This window comes from Burkholderia sp. Bp9031 (assembly GCF_003857965.1).
Lineage (GTDB): Bacteria > Pseudomonadota > Gammaproteobacteria > Burkholderiales > Burkholderiaceae > Burkholderia > Burkholderia ambifaria_A.
In genome coordinates this window covers 12,932-26,411 of record NZ_QTPW01000007.1, presented here as the reverse complement: position 1 = coordinate 26,411, position 13,480 = coordinate 12,932, and the positions used below count along the sequence as shown (strand labels likewise).

Annotated in this window: 8 protein-coding genes; 7 read left to right on the top strand and 1 reads right to left on the bottom strand. The window is 72.1% G+C overall.

The features are described from left to right. The first annotated feature begins 153 nt into the window (after positions 1-153). From DIE15_RS11365 to DIE15_RS11350, 4 genes are all read left to right on the top strand, one after another. Positions 154-759 (top strand): CDP-alcohol phosphatidyltransferase family protein, encoded by a 606-nt coding sequence (locus DIE15_RS11365; RefSeq protein WP_057928351.1) that lies wholly within the window; start codon positions 154-156, stop codon positions 757-759. A gap of 67 nt (positions 760-826) precedes the next feature. Then, a complete protein-coding gene (locus DIE15_RS11360; RefSeq protein ID WP_124833228.1) occupies positions 827-2,596 on the top strand; it encodes a bifunctional alpha/beta hydrolase/class I SAM-dependent methyltransferase in 1,770 nt (589 codons plus the stop codon). Beyond that, a complete protein-coding gene (locus DIE15_RS11355; RefSeq protein WP_124833227.1) occupies positions 2,593-4,002 on the top strand; it encodes a phosphatase PAP2/dual specificity phosphatase family protein in 1,410 nt (469 codons plus the stop codon). The genes DIE15_RS11360 and DIE15_RS11355 overlap by 4 nt, the downstream gene beginning before the upstream one ends. Next, positions 4,002-4,454 carry a hypothetical protein gene (locus DIE15_RS11350; RefSeq protein WP_057928436.1) on the top strand — a complete coding sequence of 151 codons (453 nt, stop codon included), beginning with the start codon at positions 4,002-4,004 and terminating at the stop codon, positions 4,452-4,454. Before DIE15_RS11355 ends, DIE15_RS11350 begins: the two co-directional genes overlap by 1 nt. Positions 4,455-4,509: 55 nt before the next feature. On the opposite strand, the gene DIE15_RS11345 is transcribed toward DIE15_RS11350, so the two are convergent. Further along, positions 4,510-5,532, bottom strand: a complete 1,023-nt coding sequence (locus DIE15_RS11345; RefSeq protein ID WP_124833226.1) for a sensor domain-containing diguanylate cyclase — start codon at positions 5,530-5,532, stop codon at positions 4,510-4,512. Positions 5,533-6,006: 474 nt separating this feature from the next. On the opposite strand from DIE15_RS11345, the gene bcsB reads away from it, so the two are divergent. From bcsB to DIE15_RS11330, 3 genes are read left to right on the top strand one after another with little or no spacing between them, the layout of a single operon-like run. Further along, positions 6,007-8,343, top strand: a complete 2,337-nt coding sequence (bcsB, locus tag DIE15_RS11340) for a cellulose biosynthesis cyclic di-GMP-binding regulatory protein BcsB (RefSeq protein WP_124833225.1) — start codon at positions 6,007-6,009, stop codon at positions 8,341-8,343. Between the two features lie 3 nt (positions 8,344-8,346). Then, positions 8,347-9,567, top strand: a complete 1,221-nt coding sequence (bcsZ, locus tag DIE15_RS11335; RefSeq protein WP_124833224.1) for a cellulose synthase complex periplasmic endoglucanase BcsZ — start codon at positions 8,347-8,349, stop codon at positions 9,565-9,567. Next, entirely contained in the window at positions 9,552-13,478 is a 3,927-nt protein-coding gene (locus tag DIE15_RS11330) for a cellulose synthase subunit BcsC-related outer membrane protein (RefSeq protein WP_124833223.1), read from the top strand. The genes bcsZ and DIE15_RS11330 overlap by 16 nt, the downstream gene beginning before the upstream one ends. The last annotated feature ends 2 nt before the right edge of the window (positions 13,479-13,480 follow it).

The window sequence follows — 13,480 nt, the reverse complement described above, 5'->3', positions numbered from 1 at the left end:
CAGATTGAGCGGCGCGGCGCGAAGCGGGCCGCGGCTTGACGCGTCGGGGCCGCTCGGCGACGATTACGACCACCTGTCAGCCGCTTCGGGTGGTGGCGCCGCCCGGGGCATGGCGGCTGGAAACGTGTCCGAATGTGCCGAACCAATAAAACGATGAGCCTTTACGCACTCAAACCGAAATTCCAGAACCGTCTGCGTCCGCTCGCGGATTCGCTTGCCGAACGCGGCGTCACCGCCAACCAGGTCACGCTGTTCGCGGCCGGCGGCTCGATCGTCGTCGGCGCGCTCGCGGGGCTCGGCGTGTTCGCCCGCGTGCTGTTCCTGCTGATCCCGATCTGGCTGTTCGTGCGGATGGCGCTCAATGCGATCGACGGCATGCTCGCGCGCGAGCACGGGCAGAAGAGCACGCTCGGCGCCTACCTGAACGAGCTCGGCGACGTGGTGTCCGATGTCGCGCTGGTGCTGCCGTTCCTCGCGATTCCCGCGTTCGCGCCGACAGACGTCTGGCTGTTCGCGCTGACGGCGGTCATCGTCGAATGCGCGGGGCTGATTGGCCCGCTCGCCGGCGCGACGCGCCGCTACGACGGCCCGTTCGGCAAGAGCGATCGCGCGCTTGCGCTCGGCGCGTTCGCGCTGTGGATCGGCTTCGGTCTGCCGGTCGGCAGCGTCGCCGCATGGCTGTGGCGTGTGCTGATCGTGCTGTCGATCGTGACGGTGGTGCGGCGCGTGCAGGCCGGCGTCGCCGAAGCGGGCGGCTGACGGCCGCAGCCGGACCGGCGCCGAAGGGCGGCGCCGCATGATTCGAATAACGAAACGAGAGAAACGCATGAGCGCACGCATGGCCCGCGAGGCCAACTTCATCACGCACGACGGCGAAACGCTGTTCTATCGTCACTGGCCCGCGACGGGCCCGCGCTGCCGCGGCGCGATCGTGCTGCTGCATCGCGGCCACGAACATTCGGCGCGCGTCGCGCACCTCGTCGACGAGCTCGACCTGCCGGACTTCGCGTTCTTCGCGTGGGATGCGCGCGGCCACGGCCGCTCGCCCGGCGCGCGCGGCTACAGCCCGAGCGCGGCCGCGTCGGTGCGCGACCTGCAGACCTTCGTCGAGCATATCCGCGACCTGCACGGCATCGCGATCGAGGACATGGCCGTCGTCGGGCAGAGTGTCGGCGCGGTGCTCGCCGCCACCTGGGTACACGATTACGCACCGCCGATCCGCTGCCTCGTGGTCGCGTCGCCGGCGTTCCACATCAAGCTCTACGTACCGTTCGCACGGCCTGGGCTGCGGCTGATGCACAAGCTGCGCGGACTGTTCTACGTGAACAGCTACGTGAAGCCGAAATTCCTCACGCACGACCCCGAACGGATCGCGAGCTATGCGGCCGATCCGCTGATCACGCGGCCGATCGCCGTCAACATGCTGCTCGACCTGCACGACACCGCGAAGCGGATCGTCGCCGATGCGGCCGCGATCACCGTGCCGACACAAGTGCTGATCTCGGGCGCCGACTGGGTCGTGCATCGCGGCCCGCAGGACAGCTTCTTCGAGCGGCTCGGCGCCGCGCGCAAGGAGCGCATCGTGCTGCCCGGCTTCTACCACGACACGCTCGGCGAGCGCGACCGCGCGCAGGCGCTCGCGCCGCTGCGCACGTTCGTGCTGCGCGAGTTCGATACGCCGAGCCCGCGTGTGTCGCTGGCCGACGCCGACCGGCGCGGCGCGTTCCATGACGAATACACGGCGCTCGGCCGGCCGCCCGCGAACCCGTTCGCACGCGCGTACTGGGCGATCACGCGTGCAGGGCTGAAGGCCGGCGGCGCGCTGTCCGACGGCATCGCGCTCGGGCTGCGGCTCGGCTTCGATTCGGGCTCGACGCTCGACTACGTGTACCGCAACCGCGCGCAGGGCCGGCTTGGCGTCGGCGCGCTGATCGACCGCACCTATCTCGATTCGCCGGGCTGGGTCGGCATCCGTCAGCGCAAGGTGCATCTGCAGGAGCTGATCGGCGCGGCGATCGGCCGGCTGCGCGGCCACGGCGAACCCGTGCGGATCGTCGACATCGCGGCCGGGCACGGACGCTACGTGCTCGACGCGATCGCGACGGCCGCCGAGCGCGACGGCGCGGCGCCCGACGACATCACGCTGCGCGACTACAGTCCGCCGAACGTCGAGGCCGGGCGCGTGCTGATCGCGCAGCGCGGCCTCGAGCCGATCGCGCGCTTCGAGCGCGGCGACGCGTTCGACGAGGCGTCGCTCGCGGCGCTCGAGCCGCGCCCGACGCTCGCGATCGTGTCGGGGCTGTATGAGCTGTTCGGCGAGAACGCACTGATCGAGCGCTCGCTGCGCGGGCTCGCGCAGGCCGTGCCGCCCGGCGGCTATCTCGTCTACACGGGGCAGCCGTGGCATCCGCAGCTCGAATTCATCGCGCGCACGCTGAACAATCACCGCGGCGACGCGACCTGGGTGATGCGCCGCCGCTCGCAGGCCGAGATGGACGAGCTCGTCGCGCGCGCCGGTTTCCGCAAGCTCGACCAGCGCATCGACGCGATGGGCATCTTCACGGTCAGTCTCGCGCAGCGGGTCGACGCGTCGTGAGCGCGCTCGGCGGCGGCGCGGGCGCGGGTGGGGGTTTGGCCGAGCCGGCGGCCGGCGCGCGCGACGCGTCGTTCGCGCTGCGCGTCGGCTGGCTCGCGGCGATGGGCGCGGTGTTCTTTTCCACGTACGGTTTCGCGAACTGGCTCGCCGCGCGCCGCGCCGAAGTGCCGACCTTCGCGTTCGGCTGGGAGCACGCGATTCCGTTCGTGCCGTGGTCCATCGTGCCGTACTGGTCGATCGACCTGCTGTACGCGCTGTCGTTCCTCTTCTGGACCCGCCGCGACGACCTGCTCGATCACGTGAAGCGGCTGTTGACCGTGCAGCTGATCTCGGTCGCATGCTTCATCGCCTGGCCGCTGCGTTTCGGCTTCGAGCGGCCCGCCGCGGGCGGCGTGGCAGGCGCGCTGTTCACGCTGCTGATGGGGTTCGACAAGCCGTTCAACCAGGCGCCGTCGCTGCACATCGGCCTGCTCGTCGTGCTGTGGGCCGTCTATGCGAAGCAGCTGCGCGGCACGGCCGCGCGCATCGTGCTGCATCTGTGGTTCGCGGCGATCGGCGTGTCGGTGCTGACGACCTACCAGCATCATGCGATCGACGTGCCGACCGGCGCGGCCGTCGGCTGCCTGGCGCTGTTCCTGTTTCCGTTGCGCGACGCCGCGGGGCGGTTGCCGGGTGCCGTCGGCTCGCCGTCCGCCGCCGGCCGTGTGCTCGCGCGCCGCTACGCGCTCGGCGCGGCGCCGGTCGCGCTCGCGGCGCTTTACTGCGTGTCGCGTGCACCGGGCTGGGCGTTGGCCGCCGGGTGGGGCGCGCTGGCGCTCGCGTGCGTCGCATGGATCTACCGGCGCGGGGCGCCCGGTGCGTTCCAGAAGGACGAGGCGGGCCGCTTCCCGGTATTCGTCCGCTGGCTGCTCGCACCGACGATCGCCAGTGCGTTCGTTAATTCGCGGCTATGGACGTTCCGGCAGCCGGCGCCGGTGCGGATCGACGAACGCGTGTCGATCGGCCGCACGCCGACCACGCGCGACGTGCGGCGCCACGGCTTTACGGCGCTCGTCGACCTGACGGCCGAGATGCCGCGCTGGGCCGCGGCCGACGCGTCTCTCGCGTATGCGGCGGTGCCGCAACTCGACCTCGTCGCGCCCACGCCCGCGCAACTCGCGGCGGCCGTCGCGGCGCTCGAACGCCTGCATGCCGAAGGGCGCGACGTGCTGGTCTGCTGCGCGCTCGGCTACGGGCGCAGCGTGTTGTGCGCGGCCGCGTGGCTCGCCGCGCGGCGCGGGCTCGGCGACGCGCGCGACGCACTCGCGGCGGTACGGGCGGTGCGGCCGCACGCGGTATGGTCGGACGACGGCGTGGCCGTGCTGCAGGACTGGATCGACCGCCGTCGCGCAACGGGAGGGCCATGATGCGCGACCCGTCCGCACCGTTCCGGATCGCCGCGGCGCGCGGTGCGCTCGATGCAGGCGCATGGGCGATCGCGGCCGCGCTGGCCGCGGCCGGCGCGGGTTGGTGGATCGCGTCGGGCTGGGCGCCGGCGACGATCGCGCGCGTGCTGCTGGCCGTGGTCAGCACCGGGTCGGGGATTGCCGCGCTGTGGTATGCGGTGCGCATCGAGATCGACCGGCGGCTGTTCGCCACGCTGGCGCGGGCGGCGTCGGGCGATGCGTCGGTCGACGACGAGCTCGCCGCGCTCGATCGCGCGCTCGCCGATCTCGGCTGGATCGATGGGGGGAAGGCAGGGCGCGCGCTCGACGCGCGCGTGCGCGGCGCGGTGGGGCTGTGCCGTGCGGGCGTGCTGGTCGCGATCGTGCAGTGGATCGTGGTCGGGTTGGCGATCGCGGTACCGCAGGTCGGTTAGCCGCGCGTGCGCGGCCTGGGCGGCCCCGGTGGCCGGACGCGGTGCGCGTCGCGCATCACGCGTGCCCCGCCCGCTGCGTGCGCGTGCGCTTCACCTCGTACATCGCCTGGTCCGCATGCTCGATCAGCGCGTTCATGTCGGTACCGTTGTCGGGCAGCATCGCGACGCCGACACTGACGCCAAGCCGCAGCGGATGCCCCTCGAATTCGAACGGCTCGCCGACCTGCCGGGCGAGCCGTGCGCGTTGCGCGTCGACGTCGCCGCGGCTGCCGACGTTCGGCAGGATCACCGCGAACTCGTCGCCGCCCACCCGCGCCACCGTATCCGAGCGCCGCACGGCGCCGAGCATCCGTGTGGCGATCTCGCGCAGCGCGGCGTCGCCCGCGCGGTGGCCGTGGCCGTCGTTGATCGGCTTGAGCCCGTCCATGTCGATGTTGAGGATGCCGAGCCGGCCGTTCGCGCGCAGCGCCGTGTGCATCGACTGGCGCAGGCGATCGTAGAACAGCGCGCGGTTCGGCAGGCCGGTGAGCGCATCGTGCGTCGCGCGCAGGTACAGCTCGTTGGCCTCGTTGCGCGCCGCGTGGAACATCGCGGCGGCGATCAGGTCGGCCGTGAGCCGCAGCGTACCGGCATCGGCGGCCGAGAAGCCGTCGACGTCCGGCGACATTACCTTCAGCACGCCCACCGTCGTGTCCGCATGGGTGAGCGGCATCACCAGCATCGAGCGCAGCCCGACCCGGCGGCACGCGTCGCGATCGACGCGAGGGTCGGTCTCCGAATCCGTGCAGCGCAGCAGTTCGCCGCGCGTCACGCACAGGCCGGACAGGCTGCCCGAGCGGCGCAGCCGCAGCCCGAGCATCCCGGCGGCGGAGCCCGACGCGGCGCGGTACACCATGTCGTCGCCTTCGGCGAACTCGACCGCCGCGCCGCTCGCGCCCGTGAGTTGCGGCACCTGCTCGGTCACGTAAGCCATCACACTGCCGAGATCGAGGCCGAGTTTCGCGATCTCGGTCTGCGCGGCGATGATGCGCAACAGCGTGTCGGAAGACGGGGTGGCGGTGTCGGAGATTTGATCCAAGTCAGTTTTCCATCAAGAAAACGCGGCGCGAAGCGCGGGCTTGCGGTAGCATACGCGCCGCTCACGCGGCAGCGCGTTCCGGCGGCCCGCAACAGGTCGCACGCTGTCCGGTCGGCCCGGCAGTATGCCGGGCGGCCCGGCCGCCAGCAACGACGTAATTCTTGCCATTCAATTGCGGCGCGCGGCATTCCCGACCGAATTGAGTTTTTTTCGCTTCGTTATCCCGAATCAGGGTAAGTTTTGTCCTATTTTTGAGATAGTGTGACGAATGAGCGAGCGCGGATGGCAGGCGCGTAGTACGACGAACTGGCTGCACAAGAATCCGCCGCGTCGTTTCGATAATTGCATTCAGGCCAGAGCCAGACATACATGAGAGGAAGCAGTGGGGATGTGCACTCACGGGCATAGCTGCTTTACGCGCATCGATCGCGATGCGCTTGACGACCGGATGATCACGCCGATGCGGAGCCGCGCATGAAGCCGGCCACGTCGTTGTTCGTCCTGTCGGTCGCCGCGTTCGGCGCGCTCCATGCGGCCGCGCTGTCGGCCGCGCCGATGCCGGCGGTGCCGGCCGCCGCTTCGGCGTCCGTCGACGGTCCGGGCGCGCCGGCGCTCGCCAGCGGCGCGGCCGTGCCGACGCTCGCCGCCGCGCCGGGCGCCACCGGTACTTCCGCGTCCGCCGGCCTGCCGGCGACGACTTTGCGCCTGCCGTTCGCGTCGCTCGGCGCATTCGACCCGGTGCGCCTGCGCGGTGCCGACGACGCGCGCACGATCAACGCGGGCGTGCGGCTCGATCGCGTGGTCACCGGCGCGCGGCTGCGCCTGACCTACGCGTATTCGCCGTCGCTCGTGTTCCCGATGTCGCACCTGAAGGTGTCGGTCAACGGCGAGGTGGTCACGACCGTCCCGTTCGACGCGACGCGTGCGGGCCGGACGGTCACGCAGGACATCCCGATCGATCCGCGCTACTTCTCCGATTTCAACCAGATCGGCTTGCGCCTGATCGCGCATTACTCGCTCGATCACTGCGAGGACCCGTCGAACTCGGCGCTGTGGGCCGACGTGAGCCCGACGAGCGAGCTGATCCTCGACGAATCGCCGGTACGCCTGCCGAACGATCTCGCACTGCTGCCCGCGCCGTTCTTCGATCGGCGCGACAACGGGCTGCTGCGGCTGCCGTTCGTGCTGCCGGCGTCGCCCGATTCGGCGACGCTGCGCAGCGCCGGGGTGCTCGCGTCGTGGTTCGGCGCGCAGGCCGACTACCGGCAGGCGCGCTTCCCGGTCGCGGCGACGCTGCCGGCCGACGACCAGGCGGTGGTGATCGGCACGGTCGCGACCCTGCCGGCCGGCCTCGCGCTGCCGTCGGTCAACGGCCCGTTGCTCGCCGTTGCCGACAACCCGGCTGCGCCGGGCCGCAAGCTGCTGGTCGTGACGGGCCGCACGGCGGCCGAGGTCGACGACGCGGTCGCGACGCTCGTGCTCGGCCGAGCGGCGCTGTCGGGCCCGGCGGCGACGGTTGCGCACGTCGATCTCGGCGCGCCGCGCAAGCCGTACGATGCGCCGCGCTGGCTGCCGGTGAACCGGCCGATCACGTTCCGCGAGCTGGTGTCGGATCCGCGCGAACTCGAGGTGCGCGGCACGTCGCCCGACGCGATCCGCCTGAACCTGCGCGTGCCGGCCGATCTCCATTCGTGGAACGGCTCGGGCGTGCCGATCACGCTGCGCTACCGCTATACGGCGCCGACCGTGCAGGACAACTCGACGCTCGCCGTCGAGATCAACGACCAGCTCGTGAAGTCGTACCGGCTCGGGCCGGCCCATGCGGAAGATGCGCGCGGGCGCATGCAGCTGCCGCTGCTGTCGGTGCCGGAAGGGCGCGTGACGAGCGATGTCGACATTCCGGCGTTCCGCGTCGGCAGCGGCAACCAGCTGCAGTTCCGCTTCACGCTCGATTCGCAGAAGACGGGGCTCTGCTCGAGCACCGCGACCGAGCCGCAGCGTGCGGCGATCGATCCCGATTCGACGATCGACTTCTCGCACTTCGTCCACTACGCGCAATTGCCGAACCTCGCGTTCTTCGCGAACAGCGGCTTCCCGTTTACGCGCTACGCCGACCTGTCGCAGACGGCCGTCGTGATCCCCGACCGGCCGTCGCCGCAGGAGCTCGAAGCCTACCTGACGATGCTCGGCCACATGGGCCAGTGGACCGGCTTCCCGGCGCTGCGCGTGCAGGTCGCGCGGCCCGGCGACGTCGCGGCGCTCGCGGGCCGCAAGGACCTGCTCGTGATCGACGGCTCGCCCGCGTCGCCGCTGCTGTCGCGCTGGCGTGCGGCGCTGCCGCTGTCGATCGACCAGCAGCCCGGCACGGGCACGACGCGCGTCGCTTTCTCGGTGAAGGAGCGCTGGCGCAACGGCATCGGCATGGCCGACGGCAGCGCGCATATCGAACAGACGGGCTCGCTTGCCGCGCTCGCCGGCTTCGAGCTGCCGGGCAGCCACGGCCGCAGCGTCGTCGCACTGACGGCGACCGATCAGGCGCGCCTGGCCGACCTGCTCGACGTATTCCAGAAGCCGGGCCTCGTGTCGCAGTTGCAGGGCGACCTCGCGCTGGTGCGGCCGGGGCAGGTCGACAGCCTGCGCGTCGGCGAGCCGTACGTGGTCGGCTTCGTGCCGTGGTATGCGCGCGTGTGGACGCACGCGGCGCGGCATCCGGTCGTGCTCGGCGTGGTCGGCGTCGTCGCGGGGCTGTTGCTCGCGCTCGGCGTGTTCAGCGTGCTGCAGAGAATCGCCGCGCGCCGCCGGGGGATGTAACGGATGGCGTGGGCATTTGCAAGGCGACGGGCCACGCAGCCGGCGTGTCGCGCCGGCGCGACGCTCGTGCTGGCCGTCGCGGCAGCGTGCGCGGCGACCGGCGCCGCCGGGCGCGCGCAGGCGGCGCAAAGCGGTGCGACCGATGTGCAGTGCGGCGCGGCGTGGCCGCGCTGGGATGCGTTCAAGCGCGATTTCGTGTCGGCCGACGGCCGGGTGATCGACGTCGGTTCGGCCGATTCGCGCACGGTATCGGAGGGGCAGGCGTATGGACTGTTCTTCGCGCTCGTCGCGAACGACCGGCGCACGTTCGACACGATCCTCGCATGGACCGAGAACAACCTCGCGCAGGGCGACCTGAGCGCCCGTCTGCCCGCATGGCTGTGGGGCCGCGCGCCGGACGGCGCATGGCGCGTGCTCGACGCGAACGCGGCGTCGGATGCCGACCTGTGGATTGCCTATACGCTCGTCGAAGCCGGCCGGCTGTGGCGCGAGCGCAGCTATGGCGCGCGTGGCGCGCTGCTCGCGAAGCGCGTGCTCGACGACGAGACGGCCAGCGTGCCGGGCCTCGGCCTCACGCTGCTGCCCGGCCCGACCGGGTTCAAGCTCGCCAATGGTCAATGGCGCGTGAACCCGAGCTATTCGCCGCCGCAGGTGATCCGCGGGCTCGCGGCGCGCCTGCCCGACGATCGCCGCTGGGCCGCGCTCGCGGCCAGCACCGGCCGCGTGCTGCTCGACACCGCGCCGAAGGGTTTTTCGCCCGACTGGTCGTTGTATCGTGCGGGCGCCGGCTTCGGGCCCGATCCGCAGACCCACGCGGAAAGCGCGTACAACGCGATCCGCGTGTACCTGTGGGCCGGCATGCTCGATCGTGCCGATCCGCTCGCCGCGCCGCTGCTCGCGCGGTTTGCACCCTTTGCCGACTACATCGCCGCGCATGGCGCGCCGCCGGAAAAGGTCGACACGACGACCGGCGTCGCGGGGCCGAACGACGGCAACGGCGGCTTCTCCGCGGCGGCCGTGCCGTTCCTCGACGCGCGCGGCCAGCATGCGCTCGCCGATGCGCAGGCGGCCCGTGTCGATGCGCTCGCGCGCCAGTCGGCGCCCGGTTACTACACGAGCGTGCTGACGCTGTTCGGCCTCGGCTGGCGCGACGGCCGCTACCGGTTCGGCGCGGACGGGTCGCTCGACGCGCGCTGGGAGGGCCGTCCATGCGCGGTCCGATGAAGCGCACCGCACCGCGCGTCGCGGGGTTCGCGTGGCTTGCGTCGTCGGTCTGGGCGGCGGTGCCCGCCGCGGCCGCCGTCGCCGCGACGCCGCCGAAAACCGTCGCGCCGAAGGCCGCGCCGGCGCCGGCCACGGCCGATCCGTCCGATGCGCGGCGCCAGCTCGCGACCGCCCGCATGTGGGGCGCGAAGCATCGCGACGACCTCGCGCGCGATGCGCTGCGCAAGGGGCTCCTGATCGCGCCGGACGATCCCGAACTGCTCGCGGAACAGATGCGCGTGCTGCTGCGGCTCGGCGACGCGCAAGGCGCGCAGGCCGCACTGGCACGCCTGCAGGCACGCGCGAGCGCGGCGCCCGACACGCGGCGCGCGGCCGACGAATACCGCGTCGCGACGAGCGGGCGCGGCGAGATGGCGCAGATCCGCCTGCTCGCGCGCAGCGGCCGCGCCGACGAGGCGGCCCGGCGGATCGTCGCGCTGTTTCCGAACGGCGCGCCGGCCGGCGCGCTCGGTGCCGAGTACTACCAGATCGTCTCGAACGCGCCGGGCGGCCGCGAGCCGGCGGTCGCCGCGCTGCGCCGCGCGGTCGCGGCCGATCCGCAGGACGCGAGCGCGGCGCTGGCGCTCGCGCGGCTCCTGAACCAGCGCGACGACACGCGCGCGGAAGCGAACCGGATCGCGTGGTCGCTCGCGAAGCGGGCCGACGTCGACCATACGGAAGCGATGGCCGTGTGGCGGCGCGTGCTGCAGTCGGCCGGCAACGATCCCGCGTATCTCGATGCGCTGCATGCGTATCTCGCGCTCGTGCCGGACGACACCGAATTCAGCGATCGCGTCGCCGCACTCGACCGGCAGCGCGACGCGCAGCGCCGGCTCGAACGCGATCCCGACTACATCGCGCAGCAGCGCGGCCTGCAGGCGCTCGCGCGCGGCGACCTGGCCGGCGCCGATCCGCTGCTCGCGCGCGCCGCACGGGCACGCTCCGACGATGCCGATGCGCTCGGCGGGCTCGGCCTGCTGCGTTTGCGCGAGGGCCGGCACGACGAAGCGCGCGCGCTGTTCACGCGTGCCGCGGCGCTGTCGACCGACCAGCGCGGCAAGTGGCAGAGCCTCGCGCGCACCGCGCAGTTCTGGGGGCTGCTCGCACAAGGCCGCGCGGCGGCTTCGGCCGGGCGGTCGCAGGACGCCGAGCGCGCGGCGCGCGCCGCGCTCGCGATGCAGCCCGGCAGCCCCGACGCGAAGCTGCAGCTCGCCGATGCGCTGCTCGCGCAGCGCGACTGGGCACGCGCAGAGCCGCTGCTGCGCGAACTGCTGGCCGCCCGTTCGCCGAACGTGTCGGCCGTGCGTGACACCGCGACGCTGTACGAGAACACCGGCCGCGCGGACCGCATCGGCCCGCTGCTCGACGCGCTGCAAGGCCGCGTGACGGGCCGCGACGATCGCCGCGCGCTCGACGGCCTGCGCGCCGACCTGCTCGAGAACCAGGCGCGGGCGCTTGCGGAGAAGGGCGAACGCGGGCCGGCCGCGCAACGCTACGAAGCAGCGGTGCGCGCGGCGCCCGATGCGCCGTGGACGCGCTTCGCGCTCGCGCGGCTGTATCGCGACATGGGGCTGCCGCAGTTCGGCCGCACGGTGATGGACGACGGGCTCGCGCAGAGCGATACGCCCGAGATGCGCTATGCGACCGCGCTGTATCGCAACTCGCTCGACGACATCGCCGGCGCGCGGGCCGCGCTCGCGGGCGTCGACGACGCGCACCGCTCGGACGGCATGCGTGCGCTCGCGCGCAAGCTCGACGCGCAAAGCGCGCTGGCCGACGCGCGCGGCGCGCTTGGCCGCGGCGATCGCGCGGCGTTTGCCGCGTCGCTCGCGCATGCACAGGCGAGCGCGCCGGACGATCCCGACATGCTGGCCGCGATCGGCGCGCAGTGGATCGATGCGGGCGAACCCGAGCGCGGCCTCGCGCCGTTGCGCGACTGGATCGCCGCGCATCCGCACGAGGCCGATACCGACGTGCGGCTGCGCTACGGCGACCTGCTCGGCAGCGCGGGGCGCGACGACGCGCTCGCCGCGTGGCTCGATACGCTGCGCCGCGAACCGGCACTGACGCCCGCACAGACCGCGCGCCTCGAGGATCAGTCGCTGCGGCTCGTGCTGCGGCAGACGGACGACGCGATCGCGCAGCAGGACTATGCGCGCGCCCGCACGCTGCTCGATCGTGCGAGCCCGGCCGGCCGCGCGGACAAGCGCTACGCACTCGAACTGGCCGATCTCGAACGCGCGCAAGGGCACTACGATGCGGCGCGCGACGCACTCGCGCCGCTCGTCGCGCGCACGCCGGACGATGCCGATACGCAGCTCGCGCTCGCGCGGATCGACGAGGACAGCGGCCATCGCGCGGCCGCACTCGCCCGCGTGCAGGCCGTGCTCGCACGCACGCCGGACGACGACGTCGATACGCGACTGTCGGTCGTACGCCGCCTGAACGCGCTGCGCCGCCCGGACGAAGCCGCGCGGGTAACCGACGAACTGCAGGCCGCGTATCCGGCGCGCGCCGACGTGACGGTTGCAGCGGGGCGCGTGGCCGAGGCACAGGGCCGCTATGACGATGCGGCGTCTCTGTACCGGCTGTCGCTGTCGCAGGAACGCGCGAGCGGCGTGAGCCCGGGCCGCGACGGCCGCACGCCCGCGCAGGCCGCGTTCGCGGATCTCGAGCAGCGGCGCGACCCGGAGATCGAGATCGGCTGGCTGCCTGCGTACAAGTCGGGCGACGAAGGGATTTCCGCGTACCGCGCGCAGCAGGTGCCGATCTACATGCAGGTGCCGGTGCGCTACGACGGGCATGCGTTCCTGCAGCTCGACACCGTGCATCTGGATGCCGGCACGCTCGATACGCGCGACCCGAACGCGTATTCGCTGAAGACCTTCGGGACTTACGGGGGGCTCAACGCCCTGGCCGGATCGTCAATGTTTCCGTGGAATCTGCTGGCCGCCGGGGTGATCGCGAATCGACAGGGCGACCTGCACCAGCCGATGACGGGCGTCGCGATCGGCGCCGGCTATCGCACCGACGCGTGGCGCTTCGATCTCGGCACGTCGCCGCTCGGCTTCCCGGTGCATTACCTGGTCGGCGGCGTGCGCTATCGCTTCGATGCGGGCCCCGCGAGCTTCACCGTGAATGCATCGCGGCGGCCGGAAACGAGCAGCGTGCTGTCGTATGCGGGGATGCGCGATCCGTGGACCGGTGCGGTGTGGGGCGGCGTGCGCCGCGATGGCGTGAACCTGCGCGCATCGGTCGACGTCGGCCGCGTGAACGTGTTCGCCGAACTTGGCGCGGGCGTGCTGTCCGGCGAGAACGTCGAGCGCAATGCGGAAGTCACGCTGCGCTCCGGTTTCACGGTGCCCGTGTACGAACGTGCGACGATGAAGGTGAGTACCGGGCTCGTCGGCAACGCGTGGCACTACGCGCAGAACCTGCGCTACTACACGTACGGGCAGGGTGGCTATTACAGCCCGCAGCGCTACCTGTCGCTCGGCGTGCCGATCGAGTGGGCGGGGCGGCGCGATGCGCTGTCGTGGGACCTGACCGTCACGGCCGGGATCTCGAACAGCTATGAGAAGGATTCGCTGTTCTACCCGACCTTCACGGACCAGCGCGCCCTGCAGGAGGCCGCCGGACTCGTCTACACGGGCAGCTCGACGCGCGGCGTGTCGTTCTCGTACGGCGTAAACGGCATCGTCGAGTATCGCGTGAATCCGCACCTGAGCGTCGGCGCGCAACTGCACGTCGACCGGTCGCACGACTATGCGCCGAGTTCGGCGCTCGTGTACCTGCGCTATGCGTTCGACGCACGCGCGCAGCGCAGCTGGCTCGTCACGCCGACGCCGGTACGGCTTTATTCGGATTACTAGAG